The organism is Pseudomonas lyxosi (assembly GCF_047758685.1).
Classification (GTDB): domain Bacteria; phylum Pseudomonadota; class Gammaproteobacteria; order Pseudomonadales; family Pseudomonadaceae; genus Aquipseudomonas; species Aquipseudomonas lyxosi.
In genome coordinates, this window is the sequence record NZ_CP180481.1 from 1,648,787 (window position 1) to 1,671,096 (window position 22,310).

Consider the following 22,310-nt stretch of genomic DNA (forward strand, 5'->3'; position numbering starts at 1 on the left):
AGTCAAGGATGAAGAAAAGTCAGAAGTTGTTCGGCGCCAGCCTGCTGGCGCTTGCGATCAGCGGATGTGCAGTCACCAGTGAACCGATCGAACGCAGCGTCAGCCAGCAGCGTGCCAGGAGCGACCTGCAAAACATGTACAAGGATCAGGAGCCCCTCAGCGGTCCGCTGACCCTGCATCAAGCCATGGCCCGCGCGGTGAAGTACAACCTCGAAGGCCGGCTCAAGATCATGGAAGAGGCCCTGGCCAAGCGCCAACTCGACCTCGCCAGTTTCGACATGCTGCCGCGCATGGCGCTGGACGCCGGGTACGTCGGTCGCAACAACGTCAACGCCTCCAGCAGCCAGAGCGTACGGACCGGAACCCAGTCTTTGGAGCCATCGACCTCTCAGGACCGCGACCGTGAAGTCGCCGACCTGACCATGGTCTGGAACGTGCTCGATTTTGGTGTCAGCTACATCAGCGCCAAGCAACAGGGCGACCAGCGGATGATCGTTCAGGAGCGCCGGCGCAAGGTAATCAACACCATCGTTCAGGACGTGCGTTCGGCCTATTGGCGGGCCATGGCCGCCGAGCGTTTGCTCAAGCAGATCGACAGCCTCATGGCCCGGGTCGACACCGCGCGCGGCAACAGCCAAAGCATGAGCCAGCAGCGAATCGGCGATCCGATTCAGGCCTTGGGTTATCAGCGCTCGCTGATCGAAGCCACTCGCCAATTGGAAGAACAGCGTCGCGCGCTGTCGCTGGCGAAAACCGAACTGGCGACCCTGATCAATCTGCCGCTGGGCACCGAACTGACCCTGGCGACCCAGGACGACTATGTCATTCCGGAATTGAAAGTTGACCTCGCCAGCCTGGAACAGGAAGCCCTGACCAGTCGTCCCGAGCTGCGCGAACAGGATTACCAAAGCCGCATCAGCGCGGCCGAAACCCGCAAAGCCATGTTGCGGCTGCTGCCGGGCCTGGAGTTTTCGGCCGGCGGGCATTACGACAGCAACTCGTTCCTGGTGGAGCAGGGCTGGGCCGACTACGGCGTGAAAGTGACGTGGAACCTGTTCAACGTGATCTCCGCACCGGCGGCGATCAACGTCGCCAAGGCTGGCGAAGAAGTCGCCGCGGCGCGCCGCCAGGCCATGTCGATCGCGGTGTTGGCGCAGCTTTATGTGGCCAACGCCAACTACCGCGAGGCGTTGCGGCAGTTCAAGACCAATCAGCAACTGTCGGACATCGACGGACAGATCGTTGGCCAGCTGCGCAACCGTTATCAGGCGGCCAGTCTGGGTGAATTGGACTTGATCCAGGGCGAACTGAACACCTTGCAGGCCGATTTGCGTCGCGACCTGTCGTACGCCGATCTGCGTAACGCTTACGGCCAGATCTTCGCCAGTGCGGGGCTCGATCCGCTGCCGGATCAGGTGCAATCCACCGAAGTGCAATCCATTGCCACCGCGTTGGCCACCCGCGAAGCGGCGTGGGCGGACGGTAATATCACGATGCCGGTGGCCCATGCCCAGGCCCAATAACCTGCTGGCGCCGACGGCGAGCATCAGCCGCGCACAACGGGAGGTACGCAACGGCCATCGCGGCACGGCGATTCTGTTGACCGGTTTGCCGGCGGCGGGCAAATCGACCCTGGCCCAAGCGCTGCATGCAGAGCTTTTCGAGCGCGGCGTGCAGAGCATCGTGCTCGATGGCGACGGGCTGCGGGTCGGGCTCAATCGCGATCTCGGTTTTGCCGACAGTGATCGTCTGGAGAACATCCGTCGCGCCAGCGAAGTCGCGGCGCTGCTGGTGGAGAACGGGCAGATCGTCATCCTCGCGATGATTGCGCCGCTGGTGGAGTTGCGTGAGGTGTTTGCCCGGCGACTGGGCGAGGATTACCGCGAAGTCTGGTGCAGCGCTTCCCTGTCGGTGTGCGAGCAGCGCGACCCGAAAGGTCATTACGCCCGAGCCCGTCGCGGTGAACTGGCGGGCTTCACGGGAGTGTCTGCGCCTTACGAACCGCCGCCGTCTGCCTCGCTTGTGCTCGACACCGGCGTGCAGTCGATTGAGGCCTGTCTCGATCACTTGCTGACCTGGCTCGGCGAATGCGCGGTGTTGCCGAAACGATGAGCCGAGCGGCGTTTGCCGAGTAATGTATCGACGGCACTGACGCCTTCGCGAGCAAGCTCGCTCCCACAGTTGATCTTCGGTGAGCACAACCTCTGTGTACGACTGAGATCCAATGTGGGAGCGAGCTTGCTCGCGAAGGCGGTGGTCAATTCAACACAAACCTACCCGGCTAAACCTTGACCCGAGCCTGCATGATCTCCGACTCCTCCCAATGATCCAGCGCTCGCTCTACAAGCAACTGCACGCCATCGGCCATGCGGCTGAGCGCCAGGGCTACCGAGCGCCGTGTCCCGTCCACATCGTCCGCCAGATTGGCAGCGATGGCGCTGATGGACAGCAGGTCTTCGGAGGCGTTGGCCAGAAGGGTTTCGGTGTTGACCTCGGGGGCGACGGTGAAGAGGTTGCCTTTGCGGTGCCTGGGTGGTTTTTCGGCGGTCGGGGGGAAGTAGTGGGCGAAGGCGCGGTCGGCGGCTTCTTTGAGTTTTTCGTCTTCGAGTGATTCTTGGGAATCGGTTCCAGAGTTCTCTGGAGGATTCGGGGTAATTTTGTGCATATAAAACATCCTAAACAGTAAGTTGGAGCCGTCACCGTTCGCTTGCACGCGAATTGGGTGGCGGCCGTGCGCAGGTGTGCAAGACCGGGACTGTTTAGGACACCCAGCAGATCCGAGGATCTCCTGCGCGCAGCCGCCATAAAGCAATGAGCCATGGCAATTGCGACCTAAACAGTTTCGTCGGACTTGCACGTCCGTGTCACCGTTTTTTCAGTGACAAGGCCAGACTAGACCTGGGTTCGGACCGGAACAAGTTCACCAACACCGCTACAACTTGAAGGAAATCTCCGATGGGATTACCGGACGTTGGTGTCTGTAGGAAAGGTCAGGGTTTGGACGACAAATCCGCCATCCCCTTGAGCAACTCGATCGGCAGCGGAAAGACAATGGTCGAACTCTTGTCCCCGGCAATCGAACTCAATGTCTGCATATACCGCAGCTGCATGGCCCCAGGCTGGCGCCCGAGCATTTCGGCGGCCTGCATGAGTTTTTCCGAAGCCTGTAATTCGCCTTCGGCGTGGATCACCTTGGCCCGGCGTTCTCGTTCGGCTTCGGCCTGTTTGGCGATGGCGCGGATCATCGATTCGTTGAGGTCCACGTGCTTGATCTCGACATTGGCGACCTTGATGCCCCAGGCGTCGGTCTGGGCGTCGAGCACTTGCTGGATGTCGACGTTCAACCGTTCACGCTCGGCGAGCAGTTCATCGAGCTCATGTTTCCCGAGCACCGCCCGCAAAGTGGTCTGAGCCAATTGGCTGGTGGCCATGAGAAAGTCTTCAACCTGAATAATCGCCTTCTGCGGATCGAGGACGCGGAAATACAGCACCGCGTTGACCTTGACCGAAACGTTGTCGCGGGTGATCACGTCTTGTGGCGGTACGTCGAGGACCACGGTACGTAGGTCGACACGAACCATTTGCTGCACCACCGGAATCAGCAGGATCAGGCCAGGGCCTTTGACCTGCCAGAAGCGCCCGAGCTGGAAGACCACCCCGCGCTCGTATTCGCGCAGGATGCGGAAGGTCGACCCCGCCAGTGCAATCACCAGTAACAGCAGCGCGGCAAAACCCAGTTGCAAGCCCATGGTTATTCTCCACCCGGCGCCGCGTCAGCCGCGGCCACTTCCAGCAATAATCCCTTGCGTGCCACCACCCGGACCCGTTGCCCGGGTTGCAGCGGAGTGGCACTGAGTACTTGCCACTTTTCTCCTTGCAGGTGCACCCAACCGTTGTAGGCATTGCCGGCCAGCGACATCACCGGGGTCACGCTGCCAACCAGTCCTGCATCGCCACTGACGTTTTCGCGCGGTCGGGTTTTCAACGCGTGGATCAGCAGGAAAATCAGCAACAGGGCACTGATCAGTCCCAGGCCGATCATCAACGGAACCGGCACCTCGGTGTTGGTCAGAATCACCGCACCGATCACGAACATCACAATGCCGCCCAGACCGATCACGCCGTAATTGGGCAGGGCCGCCTCGGCGATCAAAAACGCGATGCCGAACGTGATCAGCCAAATCCCGATAGGGTTGGGCACCAGAAGGACGACGGTGTCCGCTGCGAAAACCGATCCGCTCAAGGCCAACAGCAGCGCAACTGCACAACAACGAGTGTTCACGTGACCCTCCGGGAGAGTCATTGATGGTTCTTTATACAGTCTAGCTGAGCTCTGAATTGTACGAATTTTGATCAGTTGTTGACGTTATTCCGGCGGGCAGATTTCCCGCGCGATTGCGCCAGCGGGCCTAGACTTTTAGTGGAGAGAAAAGGTTTAACCATCGTCCGCGAAACGTTGTTGCGGACTCCGAGGTGCATCATGCGTATGGCAAGAACTGTGCAGGACAGCCTTAACAAGGCTCACTGCGAATTTGACATCGTCACCCATCCGCACTCGGCCAGCAGCCTTGAAACGGCGCGGGTCGCGGGCATTCCTGCCGAACGGGTGGCCAAATCGGTGATCCTCGACGACAACCACGGTCATTTCCTGATGGCTGTGCTGCCGGCGAGTCGTCACCTGGACCTGAGCAAGGTACGCGGCAGTGGCGAATGGCAGATCACCCGGGAAAGCACCCTGGCGCATCTGTTCCAGGATTGCGAACGCGGCGCGGTGCCTGCGTTGGGCGAATCCTATGGCATGGACATGGTCATCGACCCACTGCTGACCCGGCAAAAAGACATCTATCTGGAGGCTGGTAACCACAACAACCTGGTGCACATGAGCGTGCCGGAATTCCTGAAAATGGTGCCGCATGCTGAAGTGTGCGAGTTGAGTCAGTAGTTTTTTGCGGCGTCAGTTATGACGCCTTCGCGAGCAAGCCCGCTCCCACATGGAAACGCGGTCAACTGTGGGAGCGGGCTTGCTCGCGAATGGCCGCGCCGCGGTCACCTATCCAATACGCGATTACAAAGGAGCCCACCATGGAATCCCCAACCCACAGCCTCCCCTCCCTGTTCAAACAACTCGGCCTGCCTGATGACGCCGAAAGCATCGACAAATTCATCGCCACTCATTCACCGCTCAAACCCGAATTGCACCTGGCGGATGCGTTCTTCTGGAGCGAGAGCCAAGCGCAGTTTTTGCGTGACGATATTCTGGATGACGCGGATTGGGCGGAAGTGGTGGATCAATTGGATGTGCTGTTGCGGAAGGGGCGGGGGGTGTGAAAATCACCTTTCTGGTGGCCACTGTCGGGATGTATGGACTAGCGCGAGTATCCAAATTGCATCCGATCCTGGCTGATAAACCACGCGATAACTTTGATGGGGGATCATCTCGCGAGTACCTGCAATGATTCCGACAGGGCCGCTTTCAGGAAACTGGGAAATACGAGATATCGCATCAATGAAGCGGTTGTCCATTTCCAGGGCGGCTATCGGGTTGACGGAATGCAGGTAATCCCAGATGTCTGCACGATCCTGTGCTGCTGCGGGCGTCCAGATTATCTTCATCCTTTCTTGGTTACCTGCGCACGCCTGGCAGCGAATTGTGCTTCAACTTCCTCATTGGTCAAGCCTTCACCAGCTCGCATGGAAACACGCGCACTGTCGACTTTGCGTTGCAAGAACGCTTCGTACTCGCGCGACTCTCGTTGTGTTTGAACGAACTGACGCATCATTTCCCTGACGATTTGAGATGCGGGGCGATGAGAAGCTTCAGCTTCGGCCATGAACTCTTCTCGCAGTTCTGGTTCAAGTTTCATCGTGAAAACAGCTTGTTTAGACATTTTCATATCCTCGATTCGAATACTGACGAAGTATATACGTCTTCAGTACCGGCGTTCATTCAGGCCGCCGCCTCGCGACGGATGGCAGCCAATTTGTTTCAAAACTTGACCAACTTTCCCCTCAAATGCCATATTGATAGTTAGCAAACTAACAGTGTGTGTTTCCCCTCGTGCCGAAGAACCTCGACGCTCTCCAGATGAACATCAGCAGCTCCATGGTGGTGGCCGCCAGGCATTGGCGCAGGATCTGCCAGACCACGCTGGCCAACTATGGAATCTCCGAAGCCTGCGCCGTTCCGTTGTTGATGATCGGGCGTTTGGGCGAGGGTGTGCGGCAGGTGACAGTGGCGCAGGCGGCCGGGATGGAGAGCCCATCCCTGGTGCGCCTGCTGGATCAGCTGTGTCATGCCGGCTACGTCTGCCGTACCGAAGACGCCCATGACCGGCGCGCCAAATGCCTGAGCCTGACCGAGACGGGGCGTGAGTTGGTGCAAGCCGTCGAAATCGAGCTGGTGCGCTTGCGCCATGAAGTGCTCGAAGGAATCGATCAGCGTGATCTGGAAGCGGCGTTGCGGGTGCTGAGGGCTTTTGAATCGGCCAATCATCTGCCGGTGATTAACCCTTGAGCGGATTTTTTACCGGCATGCCCCCGGCGCGGGACTGGTTCTACGGTGTGCGAACGTTCGCAGCATCGATGATCGCGTTGTACATCGCCATGCTCATGCAAATGCCCCGGCCTTATTGGGCGATGGCCACGGTCTACATCGTTTCCAGTCCGTTTGTCGGCCCTACCAGTTCCAAGGCGTTGTACCGCGCAGTCGGCACCCTTCTCGGTGCCGCCGCCGCGGTTGTTTTCGTGCCGATGTTTGTCCAGAGCCCCTATGTGCTGGTGGTGGTCGTCGCGCTGTGGACCGGGATTCTGCTGTTTCTGTCGCTGCACCTGCGCACCGCCAACAATTACGCGCTGATGCTCGCCGGGTACACCTTGCCGCTGATTGCCCTGCCGGTGGTGAATAACCCCTTGGCGGTGTGGGACATCGCCGAAGCACGGACCGAAGAAATCTTCCTCGGCATCGCCGTGGCAGCGGTGGTCGGCGCCATGTTCTGGCCCCGGCGGCTGGCGCCGGTGTTCAACGATTCGGTGAACAAATGGTTTGCCGATGCTTCGACTTATAGCCTGCGTTTCCTCAGCCGCAACGTGCAGCCGGACGAAGTCAGCGCGCTGCGTTCCTCGATGGTCGCGACATTCAACACGCTGGAATTGATGATCGGCCAGCTCCCCCACGAAGGCGCGCGGCCGCAAACGGTGCGCAACACCAAGGAACTGCGCGGTCGCATGATTCACCTGCTGCCAGTGATCGACGCCCTCGACGATGCGTTGTACGCCCTCGAACGTCGCACCCCCGAGCTTGTGGATAAGTTCGCGCCGCTGCTGGCCGCGACCACCGAATGGCTCGACCACAAAGACGCCGACCTCGAGCGCTGGCAAGCGCTGAAAGATCAACTCGAAGCGCTGCAACCGTCCGCCGAGGCGCTGGATGATCGCAAGCAGCTGCTGTTCTCCAACGCCCTGTATCGCCTCGGCGAGTGGATCGATGTGTGGCAAGACTGTCGCAGCCTGCAGTACGCCATCCAGTGCGAAAGCCAGGACAGCTGGCGCGCGGTGTATCGGCACTGGCGGCTTGGTCGGCTGTCGCCATTTCTCGACCGTGGGCTGATGCTCTATTCGGCGGCGTCCACGGTCACCGCCATCATTGTCGCTTCGGTGCTGTGGATTCTGCTTGGCTGGACCGACGGTGGCGCCGCGGTGATTCTGGCGGCGGTGGCGTGCAGCTTTTTCGCTTCGATGGACGACCCGGCGCCGCAGATCTTCCGATTCTTTTTCTGGACGGCGATGTCGGTGTTATTCGCCAGTCTCTATCTGTTTCTGGTCCTGCCCAACCTGCATGACTTCCCGATGCTGGTGCTGGCGTTTGCCGTGCCGTTCATTTGCATCGGCACCCTGACGGTCAAGCCGCAGTTCTATCTGGGCATGCTGCTGACCCTCGTCAACACCTCGTCTTTCATCAGTATTCAGGGCGCCTACGACGCGGATTTCCTCAGTTTCGCCAACTCCAACCTGGCCGGCCCCGTGGGCTTGTTGTTCGCCTTCGTCTGGACCCTGATCGCCCGGCCGTTCGGCGCCGAACTGGCGGCCAAGCGCCTGACCCGTTTCAGCTGGCACGACATTGTCAGCCTCACCGAACCGGCGACGTTGTCTGAACATAGGCACTTGGGTGTGCAGATGCTCGATCGCCTGATGCAACATTTGCCGCGCCTGGCCATGACCGGTCAGGACACCGGCATCGCCCTGCGGGAAGTGCGCGTGGCGCTGAACCTGCTGGATTTGCTCGCCTATACACCGCGAGTACTCGGCGCACCGCAAGCGCTGCTGCACCAAGTGGTGGCCGAGGTCGGTGAGTATTTCAAAGCCTGCCTCAAGGCTGGCGAACGTTTGCCGGCACCAAGTCCGTTGCTGATGACCCTGGATCGCACCCGCCGCGCCCTCAGCACGGAATGCGATGAAGGCGCCCGTTTGCATTTGCTGCACGCCTTGAGCGGTCTGCGTCTGTCGCTGCTGCCAGGGGTGGAATTCGTCGGCGCCGGCGAGCTCGAAGAACCACTTCCCCATGGTATCGATGGAGCGCCTTTATGATCGGTGACCTGGATATCAGCGGGGTGTTTCTGCCCACGCTGCTGGTGCTGATGGGCATTACGTACGTGTTGTTCCTGTTGGTGCACGGGTTGCTCACGCGACTGCACTTTTACCGTCTGGTCTGGCACCGGGCATTGTTTAACGTGGCTCTCTACGCTGTGCTGCTCGGCGCCGTGGACTCACTCAGTCGATACCTGATGACATGAAAAAACCTTTTTTGACCATCGGTCGCGTGGTGCTGACCCTGCTGATCGTGAGCTTTGCCGTTGTCGTGGTCTGGCGCATGGTGATGTATTACATGTTCGCGCCCTGGACCCGGGACGGCCACATCCGTGCCGACATCGTGCAGATCGCGCCGGACGTGTCCGGATTGATCCAGCGAGTCGACGTGCGCGACAACCAATTAGTGAAACGTGGCCAAGTACTGTTCAGCATTGATCAGGACCGTTTCAAATTGGCCCTGCGTCAGGCCAAGGCGGCGGTCGCCGATCGTCAGGAAACCCTGGCTCAGGCGCAACGCGAAGCCAAGCGTAACCGTGGCCTCGGCAACCTGGTGCCGGGTGAGCAACTGGAAGAGAGCCAGTCCCGGGTGGCCCGCGCCGAAGTGGCGCTGATGGAAGCCCAGGTGGCGGTGGACAGCGCCCAGCTCAACCTCGACCGCTCGACCATCCGCAGCCCGGTGGACGGCTACGTCAACGACCGTGCGCCGCGCAACCAGGAATTCGTCACCGCCGGGCGTCCGGTGTTGTCAGTGGTGGACAGCAATTCGTTCCACATCGACGGCTATTTCGAAGAGACCAAGCTGGACGGCATTCATGTCGGCCAGAGCGTCGATATTCGGGTGATCGGCGACCGGGCTCGCCTGCGCGGACACGTGGAAAGCATCGTCGCCGGCATCGAAGACCGCGACCGCAGCAGCGGCAGCAACTTGCTGCCCAACGTCAACCCGGCGTTCAGTTGGGTGCGGCTGGCCCAGCGGATTCCGGTGCGGATCGCCTTTGACGACGTGCCGGAAGATTTCCGCATGATCGCCGGTCGCACGGCGACGGTTTCTATTATGGATGACCACCAGCAGGAGCCCGCGAAATGAGCAGGGCCTCGGGTTTGGCTATCGCCGGATTAGGCCTGTTGTTGTCGGCCTGCCAAGTGGTCGGGCCGGACTATCACTTGCCGGACGAGGCCGCCGTACACCGTGAAGACTTGCAGGGCGACTTGGCGGTGAACGGCAAAAATGTCGTCTCGGCACCGGTGCCCAGCGATTGGTGGCGCTTGTATCAGGATCCGCGCCTCGATCAATTGGTCCAGCAGGCCATGGCCTCCAACACTGATTTACGCGTGGCGGCGGCCAACCTTTCCCGAGCGCGCGCGCAGGTCGATGAAGCTCAAGCGGCAGGTGGCTGGAGCGGCGGGGTGAAGATGGGCGCCCAGCGTTTGCAGGAGTCCGGCGAAGCGTTTTTGCTGCCGGAGAAAGTGCCGGTGGCCAACGTCGGCGACATTGGCATTACCACCTCGTATCAGTTCGATTTGTTCGGCACTTTGCAGCGCGGCATTGAGGCGGCCAAGGCCAATGCTGATGCGACTCAAGCTGCGGCCGATACCGCACGAATCACTCTGGTGGCCGACGTCGTTCGGGCCTACACCCAAGTCTGCGCAGCCAACGAAGAGCAGGAAATCGCCCAGCATTCCCTCGACCTGCAATCCCAGAGCACCACGTTGATCCAGCGCTTGCGCGACGCCGGGCGTGGCGATGAAACCCAGGTCACCCGCTCGCAAACCCAATTCAAATCCCTGCGCGCCGACATGCCGCGTTATGAGGAGGCGCGTCAGGCCGGGTTGTTCCGCTTGTCGATGCTGCTGGCTAAACCGCTGGACCAACTGCCCGCCGGCACCGACCGCTGCGCCGAACTGCCGAAGATTGCACAATTGTTGCCGGTCGGTGACGGCGCCACCTTGCTCAAGCGCCGTCCCGATGTGCGGCAGGCCGAGCGTCGATTGGCTGCGTCGACCGCCGGCATCGGCATCGCCACCGGCGAGTTGTACCCGGACATCAGCATCGGCGCGACCGTGGGTACCGTCGGCCTCCTGGAAAACCTCGGCAAACCGGCGACCAATCGCTGGGGGTTCGGGCCGTTGCTGACCTGGACCGTGCCGTCCAACGGCTCCCGGGCGCGAATCCGCGAGGCCGAAGCAACGACCCAAGGCGCGCTGGCACATTTCGATGGCGTGGTGCTCAACGCCATTCGCGAAACCCAAACCGGCCTGGCCCAGTACTCCGCGTTGCTGCAGCGTCGCGACGCGCTGGCCGACGCCGAGCAATCGGCCCAGCTGGCGGCAGACCAGACTCACCGCTTCTTCCAGGCCGGCCGCGCGTCGTTCCTGGCGGACTTGCAAGCGACCCGCACCTACACCGACGTGCGGGCGCAACTGGCTTCCGCCAGCACGCAGGTTGCCATGAGCCAGATCGATTTGTTCCTGGCCTTGGGTGGCGGCTGGGAAAGCGGACGAACGCAAGGCACTAACTCCGGCAAACCCTGAGGCCGTTGCTATGCTTTGATTTGATGAGGTCGCGCGTCGAACTCATCAATCAAGGCTCGCGTTGGTCATGGGGATTCCAATAATGAAAAACCCTTATGCTCCCGGCTTCTGGTGCGCTATAGCGGCATTGGTGTTGCTGTCGGCCACTTATTTCTACGGCATCATGCTGGCCCACCAGATCGACAAGGCGCTGGTGTTCCTCGACAGCGCCGCGGCATTGATTGCCGTGATGGCAATCGTGGTGGTGGCCTGGGCTTCGGTCCAGGGTCAGCGCATCAAAAAAAGACAGCTCGAACAAGGCAAGACCCTGGTGCTGATCTGGGACACCAAGGTCGCGCTGCGCCGTGTCGAAACGGTGTTCGATCGGTATTTCTGGGGCAGTTACTGGCAACCGGGGCGTACGTTCCAGGAAGTCATGGGTGAACTCACCGGTACGCCGCTGGAAAAAAGCCTCGAAACCCTGAAAAAACAATGCCAGGCACTGGACAAGCAAGTGTCCGAGGAAGGCTGGCACTGGCTCAATAACGCCCGTGAACTCTCCGATGTCGCCACCGCCATGGCGCGCGAACGTTATCAACTGGACTTCTGCGACCCACGCTCGGAATCCCCAAGCGGCACGGCGGTGATCAATCGCGACTTCGAAGTGCTGGTCTATACATGGACCGCACGGCTCAAGAGCTTTGATCATCAGCTTGATGAGATCGAAACGCAGTATTCGTGATTTTGTGTTTGCAGGACTGACGCCATCGCGAGCAAGCTCGCTCCCACAGGTTTAGCGCAATTCCTGTGGGAGCCGAGCTTGCTCGCGATGGCGATTTCATATCCGCCGAAACTCTCAACCCTTGCGTACGGTCCATAGACACTCTTTAACCTTTAATCATTGGGTCGCCCCGTGCGCCTAATGCTAATCTCCATCGCACTTTTAGCGCAGTCGTGACCGTAACCCGTCATGGGTTCAGGGAAGACGACCACACCTTCAACAACGGACATTGATCGGGTAATTCATGAATAAATCAGCAGGCGTGCTTCTTGGAATCGTCGTTGCCATCGGTGCAATCAGCGCCGGCGGTGCCTGGTACACCGGCACCAAACTCGACGGTGTGCTGAACACCTCGATCGCCGACGCCAACAAAGAGCTGCAAGCCGCGCTGGTCGGTTCCAACGGCACCGCGTCGCTGGAGCTGGTATCGCTGGAGCGCCATGTGTTCAGCAGCACCGCGCACTACCGCCTCAAGGGCGAAGGCGAGATGTTCGGTGAAGCTCCGGTGGAGTTGCTGTTCGTCGATCGCATCGAACACGGTCCGCTGCCGTTTTCGCGCCTGATGTCGTTGAAGTGGCTGCCGGTCCTGGCCACCAGTCACTACGAACTGAAAAGAACGCCGACCACCGAGAAGTGGTTCGCTGCCGCCAAGGACAAATCGCCACTCACGGGCGTGGTCAACATCGGTTACGACAATGCCACCAACGGCACCCTGCAATTGCTGCCGCTGGACGTGGCGCTGGACGACAAGTCCAACCTGAAATTTTCTGGGCTGAACCTCGATGTCGCCGCCAGCGCTCAAGCGCAGAAGGTCAAGGCCGACGGCTACATGGACAGCCTGACACTGAACACCGTGGCTGAAGATCAGACGCCGGTGAAGGTCGAACTGAACGGCCTGACCCTGGCCAGCAACCTGACAAAGAGTACCTACGGCTACTACACCGGCGAGAACACCGTCGAGCTGACCGACAGCAAAACCACCTTCGGCGCCAAGCAGTCGGTCTTGGGTTTCAAGAAGTTTGAAATGAAGAACCAGACCGAGGAATCGGGCACCAGCGCTTCGGGGCGTGCCGATTACAAGGTGGGTGAAGTGTCTTTGAACGGCAAGGCTGTCGGTTCTGCGCAGATGGCCATGAGCCTGAAGAACCTCGACATCCCGGCAACAATGTCGTTGATGCAGATTTACCAGACCAAACTGCAACCGTACGAGAGGGCCGCCGCTGAGGCCGTGGCGGCGGGCGAACCGGCGCCAGAGCTGGTCCTGACCCCGGCCGAAGAGGCGCAGGTCAAAACCGGCCTGGAGAAACTGCTGGCCGCCGGCCCGCAGGTCGCCCTGGAGAATCTGTCGTTCAATACCCCGAATGGCGAAAGCCGCGCCAACCTGGTGCTTGACCTGACCAAACCACAATCCATGGACCTGCCGCCGGATCAGCTGACCCAACAACTGATCGCGCTGCTGGACGTCAACGTGAAAGTGTCCAAGCCAATGCTCGTTGACCTGCTGAGCGTGCAGTCGCAAATCGACGGTCAGACCGACGCCAAACTCATCGCCGATCAGGCCACCGCCACCGCTGACATGTTTGGCAGCATGGCCGTCGGTACGCAGTTGGCAAAACTGGAAGACAACAACATCGTCGCCAAACTGCACTACGCCAATAATCAGGTGGATTTCAACGGCCAGAAGATGACCGTCGAAGAGTTTGTCGGGTTTGTCATGAGCAAATTCGGCGGTAATGTCGCCGTCGAGTAAAACCAGGGTTTACAGACCGACGCCCGGCCTCTGCGCAAAGCAGACGCCGGGCGTTTTGCTGTCTGGCGTTTGAAGCGGGGGAACAGCTGTTAATTCAGGTCCCGAATCAACCGCCACGCCTCATCCACCGGCAGCGGCTGTTTCATCCGTTCGGCGAGCATCGCTATCGCACGTTCTTCATCGCATGCCACCGCGGCGACCACCAATCCCTCCTTGCCGAACAGGCCGATAAAGGGTGGATGGTCAGGGTCGCCTTTGAACTCGACCTCATCCCAGGTCGAGGCGTGTCCAAGGTAGTCGTAGTTTTTGCCGAAGTGCCAGGTCCAGAAATAAGGCACGTCGAGGTAGTGCTCGTCGCCGCCGAGCATGTTCATCGCCGCGATCCGTGCCTGTTGCTGTGCCAGGCGCCAATGTTCGATTCGTTGGGGCTGGCCGTTGAGCGGGAAGGTCGCGATATCGCCGGCGGCCCAAAGCCCATCGGTCACGCGCATCCCGCCGTCGACCTTCAGTGACTGGTCTTTTTCCAGGGGAAGGCCGGTAAATGCACCGGTTGCCGGGCTGACGCCAATACCGACCAACACCAAGTCCGCCGGCAAACGTTGACCATTGTCCAAGCGCACCGCTTCGACTTTGGCGGTTCCTTCGATGTGCGTTGCGTTGCCATCCGTATGAAACACCACGCCGTTGGCCTCGTGCAGGGCACGAATCGATTTGCCGACGGCATCGCCAAACTGTTTGGCAAAAGGCACTGCGTGGCGGGCCAGAAGGGTGACGTCCAGGCCGTATTGGCGCAGGGAGGACGCGGATTCCATGGCAATAAAACTGTCACCGATGATCACCGCTCGTTGGCCTGGTTTTGCCGAGCCCAGAATCCGCTGCGCCTGATCCTTCGAACGCAACACGAATACCTGCGGCAGATCGGCGCCAGGCAGCGTAAGCGGATTGGGTGTGCCACCGGTGGCGAGCAGGGCAGCGTCGTAACTCAGCGATTGACCATCAGCCAGGCGCAACGTCTTGTTCGCGGCGTCCAGGCTTGTCACTTCAGCGTTTATTCGCTCAATGCGCTGCTCTTGGTAAAAGTGTTCATCACGCAGCGGCGGGACTTCTTCCGGCGGCATCTCCCCGGCAATCACGAATTTGCTTAATACCGTGCGGTCGTACCCGGCGTCGGTTTCACGGTCGATCAATAGCACCCGTCCACCGAAGCCCTTTTCGCGCAACGCCGCCGCGCACGCTGTGCCTGCCGCACCGGCACCGATGATCACAAACGTTCGCTCGTCGTCCGCCGGAGGGGTGTGAGCGTCGGACATCGGCTGATCGTCGACCCAGACCTCGTCATCGCGCACTTCCAGTGGATAGCGCTTGAGGCTGTCCAGGGCCGGCGGTTCGCACAGCGCACCGTCTTCGATCCGATACGCAGCCTTGTGCCACGGGCAGATCAAACGTCCGTGGCACAGAGCGCCGTCGGCCAGCGGCGCCCCGGCATGGGGGCATTCGCCCTGAAAGGCGCGTAGTTGATCGCCCACCCGCAGCAGGACAATTTTCGTGTCCGCGATCTGGACTTCAAGGCCCCGGTTTTCGGACACATCGGCGAAACGGGCGACGCGATGCAGTGCCATGATCACTCTCCAGGCAAACGTTTCACTTAAGAGTTTGGCGCTTATCTGGAGGTTCAGCCAATTCCCGCTGCCACCGAATGAACGGTCCGGCTATAGTTTGCACGCCGACGACGGCCCCACCCGCACAAGGTGCTCCGGTATGACCCGATTGACCTCTCTGAACCCTTGGCTGGCGGCCGTTGCAGTCGCCCTTTGCGTGCAATTTCCGGCGCAGGCCCAGGAGCGTTTCACCCTGAACATCCCAGGTGTCACCGACGATCGACTGTTCACCTCGGCTGCCGCCAGCGATGCGCCCAATTGTGGTGGGCACAACCAGTCACCGGCCTTGAATTGGAACGCCGGCCCGGCGGGCACCCTCAGTTATGCCATTGTCATGCACGATCCTGACGGCCAAAAAGGCCAAGGCGTCGATCACTGGGTGCATTACGGCATCAAAGCCACGACTCATCAGATTGCCGCCGGCGTCGGCGCAAAATCCGCCCTTGAAGGTGTCGGCGGCACCAACAGCAAAGGCACCACCGGTTATGTCGGTCCTTGCCCGCCGGTTGGCGACAGCGCGCACCACTACATCATCCAGCTCTATGCCCTGGACCTGGCGCCGGAAGCTTTGCCCGCCGGCCTGACGCGCGCGCAGCTATTGGAAAAAATCAAAGGCCATGTGCTGAAAAACAGCAGTGTGGTGCGGCGTTATCACCGCTGAAATTAATTTCGGCCGGTTTAACCCGAACCTGAAGAGGGGCTCGTCTCAGAGGATGAATGGATCAATTTCCTCCTGAGGTCAGCCCCCATGTCCCTCCCTCTGCATTTCCTCCGCCCGGCCGCCCAGGGTTTCGCCGCCGGGTTGCTGCTGGCCATTGCCGGTTGCGGCGTTTCATCCAAGCCTGATTCCGCCTCGGTTGCGCCACCGGCTCAAGGTGCGCTGCCGGCTGAAGTCGTGGTGCGCAGCGAGGCTGTCATGGCGGACACCTCGATGGCCAAGCGCAGCGTGCGTCCGGCACCGAGCTATGCGCCGATGCCGGCGGGTGAGGCATCTGCGCAGGGCTATCGGGATGAGCAGCGGGAGCAGTATCAAGCGCTGGCGGATAATCCGATTCACAGCGTGGCCGAAGCGCCCGTCTCGACCTTCAGCGCCGACGTCGACACCGGTGCTTACGCCAACGTCCGCCGCTTGCTCAATCAAGGGCGCCTGCCACCGGAAGGTGCAGTACGACTGGAGGAGATGGTCAATTACTTCCCCTACGATTACGCATTGCCCACCGATGGCTCGCCCTTCGGCGTGACCACAGAGTTGGCGCCGTCGCCGTGGAACCCGCATACCCAATTGTTGCGCATCGGCATCAAGGCCTCGGACCGCGCGGTCGCGGAACTGGCCCCGGCGAACCTGGTGTTTCTGGTGGACGTGTCCGGCTCGATGGACCGACGCGAGGGTTTGCCGCTGGTCAAAAGCACCCTTAAATTGCTGGTCGATCAATTGCGCGAGCAGGACCGGGTTTCATTGGTCGTCTATGCCGGCGAATCGCGGGTGGTGCTGGAGCCAACGTCCGGACGCGACAAAGCGAAAATTCGTACAGCCATCGATCAATTAACCGCCGGCGGCTCCACCGCGGGGGCGTCAGGCATTGAACTGGCTTATCAGATGGCGCAGCAGGCATTTATCCCCAAGGGCATCAACCGCATCCTGCTGGCCACCGACGGCGACTTCAACGTCGGCATCAGCGACTTCGACAGCCTCAAGCAAATGGCTGTGGATAAACGCAAGACCGGCGTTTCCCTGACCACATTGGGTTTTGGTGTGGATAACTACAATGAACACCTGATGGAACAGTTGGCCGATGCCGGCGACGGCAACTATGCCTACATCGACAACCTGCGCGAGGCGCGCAAGGTGCTGGTGGATCAGCTCGGTTCGACCCTCGCGGTCGTGGCGAAAAACGTGAAGCTGCAAGTGGAGTTCAACCCGGCGCAGGTCAGCGAATATCGGCTGTTGGGGTATGAAAATCGTGCGTTGAAGCGTGAGGATTTCAGTAACGACAAAGTTGATGCCGGTGAAGTGGGTGCAGGGCATACGGTGACGGCGTTGTACGAAATTGTGCCCAAGGGCGAGAAGGGCTGGCTGGAGCCGCTGCGGTATGGCAACTCCGGGGCAGGTGCTTCCGGGAAATCTGGTGAAATGGCCATACTGCGCGTGCGATATCAGTTGCCCGAAGGTGGGAACAGTCGCTTGATCGAGCGGCCGATCACTGACAGTGCTGCGCCAGCCAGTGAAGACCTGCGATTTGCAGCGGCCGTCGCGGCGTTTTCCCAGCAGCTCAAGGATGGGCGCTATACCGGGGATTTCAGCCTGAAGGATACCGAGGCTTTGGCTCGCGGTGCGCGGGGCGAGGATCGATTTGGTCTGCGGGCAGAGTTCGTGCAGTTAGTGGAGTTGACGCAAAGTCTGCGAACCACGACCGCATCGAACAGTGAGCCGCTTAAAGGAGGCTACAACTGAAATGTCTGCTCCTGAATCGAGCGACGAATCGCTGCTGGCCCGTTATCGCGCAGGCGACGGGCCGGCGTTCGAGATTCTGTACGCCCGTCATCGCCAAGGGCTCTACCGATTCCTGCTCGGCCTGAGCGGCAAGTCCGAGCTGGCCGAAGAGGTTTACCAGGACACCTGGTTGAGCCTGATCCGCAGCACCAGTCAGCCACAAGGCCGGGCGAATTTTCGTACCTGGCTCTACCAGATTGCCCGCAACCGCCTGATCGATCACTGGCGCAAACACGGAATCCACAACCCCTTGCACGACAGCTATGACGAACAAATCCACGCGCTCAGCGATGACGCTGCTGATCCCGAACAACTGCTGAGCCTGAGCCGCGACAACCAGCGCCTCGAAGCGGCCCTGCAAAACCTGCCCGCTGACCAGCGCGAAGTGTTCCTGCTGCGCGCCCACGGCGATCTCGACCTGCCGCAGATCGCCACCCTCACCGAAACACCGCTGGAAACCGTCAAAAGCCGCTTGCGCTACGCCCAGCAAAAACTGCGTCGGCTGCTGGCCGAGGAGGTACTGACATGACTGACGCCCGTCCTACGCCAGAAGACGAAGTGTTGAAGCACTATCGTGACCACGCGATCGACGAACCACCGGCCCATCTCGACGCGTTCCTCCTGGCTGCCGCACACCGCGAAGTCCCGGTGCAGAAGCCAGGTCTGTGGAAACGCTGGGTTCAGGCCTGCCAGAAACCCCGTTGGCAGGTCGCATTTGCCAGCCTCGTCGGTGTGGCCCTGATGCTGGCGCTGGTGCAACGCACGGAGGAGCAACCGCCGAGTTACGACTTCGCGCCTGCACCCAAAGCGTCTGCACCGGTCGCCAAAAAAGAAGCACCGTCATCGGTTGCGCGTTCACTGGCTGCCCCAGCCGGCGCCATGTCCGCGCCAGAGCTTGCAGCCCCAATGGCCGATCTTGCTGCCCCAGCGCAGAGCGAATCGATCAACGCTGAAATGGCTGACGAAGCGAAGGCCAGCAAACGCCCGGCGATAGCTCCGGCAAAGTTTATCGACGATCAATTAAGGGAAGTGATCCGCCTGCAAAAGGCTGGTCAGGCTCAAGCAGCCGCTGACCTGATGGCAACATTGCACAAACGCTTTCCCAAGGAAAATCTCACGGCCAGACTCAAGGAATTGCAGAAAAACTGAGAGGCAGAGCGGTCAGTCATTTGGCATCGACACCCGAAAGCGCGCACTATCGACCCATAGCCGATGCGTTGGAGGTAGCCATGGCGAAAAAAATCGACCGCATCGCCCAAATGCTCAACTGCCCGGAGAAGGGTCAGGAATTACGGCGAGCAGTGACTGAGAGTCGTAAGGAGTTTCTGCTGGCGAAGCAGGCGGAAGAAGCGTTTGAGGAAGACGTTCTTGATGAAGAAGAGGTTGAGGACGAAGAGGATGATGAATACGACGAGTTCGATTGGACGACTGAGTGAAAAAACCGCTTCGGCGGTTTTTTTATCAGCAGTGCCCGTATTTCTGGACTCGATGACTTCCGATCACATTGCTGATGGTTATATGAAGAGCCACACATTCAATAATGCAGTCGAAACCTATTCTCATGCGTAAGTAGCAACCCGTCTTCAACGGTGTCGACGACGCACTTATCGGGCCATCAAATTTACTACCGCGCACTTCTATTTCACTGATACCCGTGACCGAGATATCAAGTTCACAGTAGGTAAAAGCCGTGCTAGGTGGCCAATGGGAAGGGCGAAAAATCAGACTGTTTAAATAGCCTTCGGCGCTTAACGCCAGGTGTTCGTCTAGTCGAACGGGGCCCTTGGTTTTAAGGTCGAAGGGGGTAACCGCGAGATTGAAAACGTCTTTCCAGGCCTGAGAGTTGTCCACTCTGAACAGCCAATCTGAGGATCCAAGGTCACGCTCAGGTATTTCTCTACAACTCTGTAGAGTAGGCAGACTGGAACGCTGCAGATCTACATGCCACACCTCTTTGGCAATATCCCTAATGGCCTGAAATAAACCTCGAGCGTCGTCGATTTCTGGCCAGTCAGATGGCCACTCCCACGAGTAGAAATCATCTTCATCTTCTTCCCAGATGGAAGCGAAATCGAAATTCGGATCGGCGAGTGCTTCCTCGAGCAAATCAAATTGAGCCCTGCGATGTCGAAAATTCTCATCGGGATACGACTTCAGACAATACTTCCGGATAAACAAGTCACGATCCACTGGATCATTGGGGTCGTACTTACCTAGCTCCTCATTCATTACTTCCGATCTATGACACACATCGAAGCAGCCGATGAAGTAGGCAAGGCTAGGTTGGTAAGGTTGAAGGTGAAATCGGTCAAGCAACATGGGACCTCCCGTCCAATTGAAGGCATGCATCAAAGCTTTAATTGGAGCGGAAGTGGTAGGTCAAAAATGTATCGACATTTTTTTGCCGCTTGAAATGACATCCACAAAAAAGCCCCAGACCCTAAGATCTGAGGCTTTCTCGTTTCTACGTTTGGTGCACCAGGCGGGATTCGAACCCACGACCACTGCCTTCGGAGGGCAGTACTCTATCCAGCTGAGCTACTGGTGCAATGCGGGCGCCATGATACTCATATGCACTGCGGGCGTCCATGCTGCTGAATCGCCTGCGGTTTTCCAAAGCGTAACCTGTGTTTGCTACGTTGATCAGAAAAATTAGGCAAATGCGGCGTTTTCGTTCTTTTTTTCGAACAGGCTATTGTCCTTTACCCCCTTTGATCCTAGGATTCGTTTGAGATTTCAAACGCTCTTGTCTGGGTGCTGAACCGCACGAGTTTCAATCAGTGCGCTATTTATGTGCTTCAGCCCGGTGAATGATTTCCCTGACGGCAGCCTATAAGGCGCCTTTCTACAATCATAATTCGCTCCGCGCTTGCCGCGGTGCTGTTAAGGAAAGCCGACATGCAGCTTAAAGACACCCAGTTGTTCCGCCAGCAAGCCTTTATCGATGGCGCTTGGGTTGATGCGGACAATGGTCAGACGATCAACGTCAACAACCCGGCAACGGGCGAAATTCTGGGCACCGTGCCGAAAATGGGCGCTGCCGAAACCCGCCGTGCAATCGAAGCCGCTGACAAAGCGCTGCCGGCCTGGCGTGCACTGACCGCCAAGGACCGTGCGAACAAGCTGCGTCGCTGGTTCGAACTGATCATCGAGAACCAGGACGACTTGGCTCGCCTGATGACCCTCGAACAAGGCAAGCCATTGGCCGAAGCCAAGGGCGAAATCGTTTACGCCGCTTCCTTTATCGAGTGGTTCGCTGAAGAAGCCAAGCGCGTCTACGGTGACGTGATTCCGGGTCACCAGCCAGACAAGCGCCTGATCGTGATCAAGCAGCCAATCGGCGTGACCGCTGCAATCACTCCGTGGAACTTCCCGGCCGCGATGATCACCCGTAAAGCCGGCCCGGCCCTGGCCGCCGGTTGCACCATGGTGCTCAAGCCTGCTTCGCAAACTCCGTTCTCGGCATTCGCTTTGGCTGAACTGGCCCAGCGTGCCGGCATTCCAAACGGTGTGTTCAGTGTGGTTTCCGGCAGCGCCGGCGACATCGGCAGCGAGCTGACCAGCAACCCGATCGTGCGCAAACTGTCCTTCACCGGCTCGACCGAAATCGGTCGTCAGCTGATGGCTGAATGCGCCAAGGACATCAAGAAAGTCTCCCTTGAATTAGGCGGCAACGCGCCGTTCATCGTGTTCGACGACGCGGACCTGGATAAGGCCGTCGAAGGCGCGATCATTTCCAAGTACCGCAACAACGGCCAGACCTGCGTCTGCGCCAACCGTCTGTACATTCAGGATTCGGTCTACGACGCGTTCGCCGAGAAGCTGAAAGTGGCCGTGGCCAAACTCAAGATCGGTAACGGTCTGGAAGAAGGCACCACCACTGGGCCGCTGATCGACGAAAAAGCCGTGGCCAAGGTTCAAGAGCACATTGCTGATGCGATCAGCAAAGGCGCAACCGTTCTCGCCGGTGGCAAGGTCATGGAAGGCAACTTCTTCGAGCCGACCATTCTGACCAACGTGCCGAAAAACGCTGCCGTGGCCAAGGAAGAAACCTTCGGCCCATTGGCGCCGCTGTTCCGCTTCAAAGACGAAGCCGAAGTGATCGCGATGTCCAACGACACCGAGTTCGGTCTGGCTTCGTACTTCTATGCTCGCGACCTGGGTCGTGTGTTCCGTGTGGCTGAAGCCCTGGAATACGGCATGGTCGGCGTCAACACCGGGTTGATCTCCAACGAAGTCGCGCCGTTCGGCGGCATCAAGGCGTCGGGCCTGGGCCGTGAAGGCTCCAAGTACGGCATCGAAGATTACCTGGAAATCAAATACCTCTGCCTGGGCATCTAAGCTCGAAGGGAAAAGCCCGGCAAGGCATTGCTTCAAACGCAAAGGGCACGAGAGCGCTGTCCCTTTGCGTGCAACAAACGGAATTTTCTCTGTGGCCGGGAACGCTGTGGCAGTCGATCATCGCATGCTGCCGTAGTTGCCTCCCCGCCGCATTTTCCTTGAACCACGCCGCCCGATGAGCGGTGAATGAGG

24 protein-coding genes and 1 tRNA gene are annotated in these 22,310 nt (G+C 59.4%); 17 read left to right on the top strand and 8 right to left on the bottom strand.

Annotation, left to right across the window (positions count from 1 at the left end):
* Nucleotides 1-8 precede the first annotated feature (8 nt).
* Nucleotides 9-1,523, top strand: a complete 1,515-nt coding sequence (locus ACMXYI_RS07735; protein WP_415772600.1) for a TolC family protein — start codon at nucleotides 9-11, stop codon at nucleotides 1,521-1,523.
* Nucleotides 1,507-2,112, top strand: a complete 606-nt coding sequence (gene cysC, locus ACMXYI_RS07740) for an adenylyl-sulfate kinase (RefSeq protein ID WP_415772601.1) — start codon at nucleotides 1,507-1,509, stop codon at nucleotides 2,110-2,112. Before ACMXYI_RS07735 ends, cysC begins: the two co-directional genes overlap by 17 nt.
* A gap of 169 nt (nucleotides 2,113-2,281) precedes the next feature.
* On the opposite strand, the gene ACMXYI_RS07745 is transcribed toward cysC, so the two are convergent.
* The 3 genes from ACMXYI_RS07745 to ACMXYI_RS07755 form a co-directional block, all read right to left on the bottom strand.
* Nucleotides 2,282-2,665, bottom strand: coding sequence for a DUF6124 family protein (locus tag ACMXYI_RS07745; RefSeq protein ID WP_415772603.1), 384 nt, complete (start codon nucleotides 2,663-2,665; stop codon nucleotides 2,282-2,284).
* 325 nt (nucleotides 2,666-2,990) lie between these two features.
* Nucleotides 2,991-3,749: a slipin family protein gene (locus tag ACMXYI_RS07750; protein WP_415772605.1), complete on the bottom strand. Its 759-nt coding sequence runs from the start codon at nucleotides 3,747-3,749 to the stop codon at nucleotides 2,991-2,993.
* A gap of 2 nt (nucleotides 3,750-3,751) precedes the next feature.
* Nucleotides 3,752-4,282, bottom strand: a complete 531-nt coding sequence (locus tag ACMXYI_RS07755) for an NfeD family protein (RefSeq protein ID WP_149631092.1) — start codon at nucleotides 4,280-4,282, stop codon at nucleotides 3,752-3,754.
* Nucleotides 4,283-4,480: 198 nt separating this feature from the next.
* Between ACMXYI_RS07755 and ACMXYI_RS07760 the strand changes: the two genes are divergently transcribed.
* On the top strand, nucleotides 4,481-4,942 hold the full coding sequence (locus ACMXYI_RS07760; RefSeq protein WP_415772607.1) for an aminoacyl-tRNA deacylase: 462 nt from the start codon (nucleotides 4,481-4,483) through the stop codon (nucleotides 4,940-4,942).
* 140 nt (nucleotides 4,943-5,082) lie between these two features.
* Nucleotides 5,083-5,328: a DUF2789 domain-containing protein gene (locus ACMXYI_RS07765; RefSeq protein WP_033058635.1), complete on the top strand. Its 246-nt coding sequence runs from the start codon at nucleotides 5,083-5,085 to the stop codon at nucleotides 5,326-5,328.
* A gap of 3 nt (nucleotides 5,329-5,331) precedes the next feature.
* Here the strand turns inward: ACMXYI_RS07765 and ACMXYI_RS07770 are convergent, their stop codons facing one another.
* Nucleotides 5,332-5,613, bottom strand: coding sequence for a type II toxin-antitoxin system RelE/ParE family toxin (locus ACMXYI_RS07770; RefSeq protein ID WP_095127694.1), 282 nt, complete (start codon nucleotides 5,611-5,613; stop codon nucleotides 5,332-5,334).
* Nucleotides 5,610-5,888, bottom strand: a complete 279-nt coding sequence (locus tag ACMXYI_RS07775) for a CopG family ribbon-helix-helix protein (protein WP_415772609.1) — start codon at nucleotides 5,886-5,888, stop codon at nucleotides 5,610-5,612. The genes ACMXYI_RS07770 and ACMXYI_RS07775 overlap by 4 nt, the downstream gene beginning before the upstream one ends.
* Before the next feature lie 197 nt (nucleotides 5,889-6,085).
* On the opposite strand from ACMXYI_RS07775, the gene ACMXYI_RS07780 reads away from it, so the two are divergent.
* From ACMXYI_RS07780 to ACMXYI_RS07810, 7 genes are all read left to right on the top strand, one after another.
* On the top strand, nucleotides 6,086-6,514 hold the full coding sequence (locus ACMXYI_RS07780; protein ID WP_415772611.1) for a MarR family winged helix-turn-helix transcriptional regulator: 429 nt from the start codon (nucleotides 6,086-6,088) through the stop codon (nucleotides 6,512-6,514).
* Nucleotides 6,511-8,583 (top strand): FUSC family protein, encoded by a 2,073-nt coding sequence (locus tag ACMXYI_RS07785; RefSeq protein WP_415772613.1) that lies wholly within the window; start codon nucleotides 6,511-6,513, stop codon nucleotides 8,581-8,583. The genes ACMXYI_RS07780 and ACMXYI_RS07785 overlap by 4 nt, the downstream gene beginning before the upstream one ends.
* Nucleotides 8,580-8,789, top strand: a complete 210-nt coding sequence (locus tag ACMXYI_RS07790; protein ID WP_033058629.1) for a DUF1656 domain-containing protein — start codon at nucleotides 8,580-8,582, stop codon at nucleotides 8,787-8,789. Before ACMXYI_RS07785 ends, ACMXYI_RS07790 begins: the two co-directional genes overlap by 4 nt.
* A complete protein-coding gene (locus ACMXYI_RS07795) occupies nucleotides 8,786-9,673 on the top strand; it encodes an efflux RND transporter periplasmic adaptor subunit (protein WP_415772615.1) in 888 nt (295 codons plus the stop codon). Before ACMXYI_RS07790 ends, ACMXYI_RS07795 begins: the two co-directional genes overlap by 4 nt.
* Nucleotides 9,670-11,118 (top strand): efflux transporter outer membrane subunit, encoded by a 1,449-nt coding sequence (locus tag ACMXYI_RS07800; protein ID WP_415772616.1) that lies wholly within the window; start codon nucleotides 9,670-9,672, stop codon nucleotides 11,116-11,118. The genes ACMXYI_RS07795 and ACMXYI_RS07800 overlap by 4 nt, the downstream gene beginning before the upstream one ends.
* An 82-nt stretch (nucleotides 11,119-11,200) precedes the next feature.
* Entirely contained in the window at nucleotides 11,201-11,839 is a 639-nt protein-coding gene (locus ACMXYI_RS07805) for an NADH:ubiquinone oxidoreductase subunit N (protein ID WP_415772618.1), read from the top strand.
* A 283-nt stretch (nucleotides 11,840-12,122) separates the two neighbouring features.
* Nucleotides 12,123-13,628 carry a YdgA family protein gene (locus tag ACMXYI_RS07810; protein ID WP_415772620.1) on the top strand — a complete coding sequence of 502 codons (1,506 nt, stop codon included), beginning with the start codon at nucleotides 12,123-12,125 and terminating at the stop codon, nucleotides 13,626-13,628.
* A gap of 89 nt (nucleotides 13,629-13,717) precedes the next feature.
* On the opposite strand, the gene ACMXYI_RS07815 is transcribed toward ACMXYI_RS07810, so the two are convergent.
* Nucleotides 13,718-15,247, bottom strand: coding sequence for an FAD-dependent oxidoreductase (locus ACMXYI_RS07815; protein WP_415772622.1), 1,530 nt, complete (start codon nucleotides 15,245-15,247; stop codon nucleotides 13,718-13,720).
* A 139-nt stretch (nucleotides 15,248-15,386) separates the two neighbouring features.
* Between ACMXYI_RS07815 and ACMXYI_RS07820 the strand changes: the two genes are divergently transcribed.
* The 5 genes from ACMXYI_RS07820 (at nucleotide 15,387) to ACMXYI_RS07840 (ending at nucleotide 19,213) form a co-directional block, all read left to right on the top strand.
* Nucleotides 15,387-15,947: a YbhB/YbcL family Raf kinase inhibitor-like protein gene (locus ACMXYI_RS07820; RefSeq protein WP_129439513.1), complete on the top strand. Its 561-nt coding sequence runs from the start codon at nucleotides 15,387-15,389 to the stop codon at nucleotides 15,945-15,947.
* 87 nt (nucleotides 15,948-16,034) lie between these two features.
* Nucleotides 16,035-17,738: a vWA domain-containing protein gene (locus ACMXYI_RS07825; RefSeq protein ID WP_415772624.1), complete on the top strand. Its 1,704-nt coding sequence runs from the start codon at nucleotides 16,035-16,037 to the stop codon at nucleotides 17,736-17,738.
* Nucleotide 17,739: 1 nt separating this feature from the next.
* On the top strand, nucleotides 17,740-18,306 hold the full coding sequence (locus tag ACMXYI_RS07830) for an RNA polymerase sigma factor (RefSeq protein WP_056745690.1): 567 nt from the start codon (nucleotides 17,740-17,742) through the stop codon (nucleotides 18,304-18,306).
* Nucleotides 18,303-18,926 carry a hypothetical protein gene (locus ACMXYI_RS07835; RefSeq protein WP_415772626.1) on the top strand — a complete coding sequence of 208 codons (624 nt, stop codon included), beginning with the start codon at nucleotides 18,303-18,305 and terminating at the stop codon, nucleotides 18,924-18,926. Before ACMXYI_RS07830 ends, ACMXYI_RS07835 begins: the two co-directional genes overlap by 4 nt.
* Nucleotides 18,927-18,946: 20 nt before the next feature.
* Entirely contained in the window at nucleotides 18,947-19,213 is a 267-nt protein-coding gene (locus ACMXYI_RS07840; protein ID WP_415772627.1) for a hypothetical protein, read from the top strand.
* A gap of 25 nt (nucleotides 19,214-19,238) precedes the next feature.
* On the opposite strand, the gene ACMXYI_RS07845 is transcribed toward ACMXYI_RS07840, so the two are convergent.
* Complete coding sequence (locus ACMXYI_RS07845; RefSeq protein WP_415772628.1) at nucleotides 19,239-20,096, bottom strand: hypothetical protein; 858 nt, start codon at nucleotides 20,094-20,096, stop codon at nucleotides 19,239-19,241.
* A 152-nt stretch (nucleotides 20,097-20,248) separates the two neighbouring features.
* Nucleotides 20,249-20,325 (bottom strand) — tRNA-Arg (locus ACMXYI_RS07850).
* Nucleotides 20,326-20,675: 350 nt separating this feature from the next.
* Between ACMXYI_RS07850 and gabD the strand changes: the two genes are divergently transcribed.
* Nucleotides 20,676-22,118 carry an NADP-dependent succinate-semialdehyde dehydrogenase gene (gene gabD, locus ACMXYI_RS07855; protein WP_415772630.1) on the top strand — a complete coding sequence of 481 codons (1,443 nt, stop codon included), beginning with the start codon at nucleotides 20,676-20,678 and terminating at the stop codon, nucleotides 22,116-22,118.
* Nucleotides 22,119-22,310 lie beyond the last annotated feature (192 nt).

Excerpts from the sequence above, each read along its gene's own strand:
- ACMXYI_RS07735 (WP_415772600.1), top strand. The coding sequence starts at position 9 with ATGAAGAAAAGTCAGAAGTTGTTCGGCGCCAGCCTGCTGGCGCTTGCG.
- cysC (WP_415772601.1), top strand. The coding sequence starts at position 1,507 with ATGCCCAGGCCCAATAACCTGCTGGCGCCGACGGCGAGCATCAGCCGC.
- ACMXYI_RS07745 (WP_415772603.1), bottom strand. The coding sequence starts at position 2,665 with ATGCACAAAATTACCCCGAATCCTCCAGAGAACTCTGGAACCGATTCC.
- ACMXYI_RS07750 (WP_415772605.1), bottom strand. The coding sequence starts at position 3,749 with ATGGGCTTGCAACTGGGTTTTGCCGCGCTGCTGTTACTGGTGATTGCA.
- ACMXYI_RS07760 (WP_415772607.1), top strand. The coding sequence starts at position 4,481 with ATGCGTATGGCAAGAACTGTGCAGGACAGCCTTAACAAGGCTCACTGC.
- ACMXYI_RS07765 (WP_033058635.1), top strand. The coding sequence starts at position 5,083 with ATGGAATCCCCAACCCACAGCCTCCCCTCCCTGTTCAAACAACTCGGC.
- ACMXYI_RS07770 (WP_095127694.1), bottom strand. The coding sequence starts at position 5,613 with ATGAAGATAATCTGGACGCCCGCAGCAGCACAGGATCGTGCAGACATC.
- ACMXYI_RS07775 (WP_415772609.1), bottom strand. The coding sequence starts at position 5,888 with ATGTCTAAACAAGCTGTTTTCACGATGAAACTTGAACCAGAACTGCGA.
- ACMXYI_RS07780 (WP_415772611.1), top strand. The coding sequence starts at position 6,086 with ATGAACATCAGCAGCTCCATGGTGGTGGCCGCCAGGCATTGGCGCAGG.
- ACMXYI_RS07790 (WP_033058629.1), top strand. The coding sequence starts at position 8,580 with ATGATCGGTGACCTGGATATCAGCGGGGTGTTTCTGCCCACGCTGCTG.
- ACMXYI_RS07795 (WP_415772615.1), top strand. The coding sequence starts at position 8,786 with ATGAAAAAACCTTTTTTGACCATCGGTCGCGTGGTGCTGACCCTGCTG.
- ACMXYI_RS07800 (WP_415772616.1), top strand. The coding sequence starts at position 9,670 with ATGAGCAGGGCCTCGGGTTTGGCTATCGCCGGATTAGGCCTGTTGTTG.
- ACMXYI_RS07805 (WP_415772618.1), top strand. The coding sequence starts at position 11,201 with ATGAAAAACCCTTATGCTCCCGGCTTCTGGTGCGCTATAGCGGCATTG.
- ACMXYI_RS07810 (WP_415772620.1), top strand. The coding sequence starts at position 12,123 with ATGAATAAATCAGCAGGCGTGCTTCTTGGAATCGTCGTTGCCATCGGT.
- ACMXYI_RS07815 (WP_415772622.1), bottom strand. The coding sequence starts at position 15,247 with ATGGCACTGCATCGCGTCGCCCGTTTCGCCGATGTGTCCGAAAACCGG.
- ACMXYI_RS07820 (WP_129439513.1), top strand. The coding sequence starts at position 15,387 with ATGACCCGATTGACCTCTCTGAACCCTTGGCTGGCGGCCGTTGCAGTC.
- ACMXYI_RS07825 (WP_415772624.1), top strand. The coding sequence starts at position 16,035 with ATGTCCCTCCCTCTGCATTTCCTCCGCCCGGCCGCCCAGGGTTTCGCC.
- ACMXYI_RS07830 (WP_056745690.1), top strand. The coding sequence starts at position 17,740 with ATGTCTGCTCCTGAATCGAGCGACGAATCGCTGCTGGCCCGTTATCGC.
- ACMXYI_RS07835 (WP_415772626.1), top strand. The coding sequence starts at position 18,303 with ATGACTGACGCCCGTCCTACGCCAGAAGACGAAGTGTTGAAGCACTAT.
- ACMXYI_RS07845 (WP_415772628.1), bottom strand. The coding sequence starts at position 20,096 with ATGTTGCTTGACCGATTTCACCTTCAACCTTACCAACCTAGCCTTGCC.
- gabD (WP_415772630.1), top strand. The coding sequence starts at position 20,676 with ATGCAGCTTAAAGACACCCAGTTGTTCCGCCAGCAAGCCTTTATCGAT.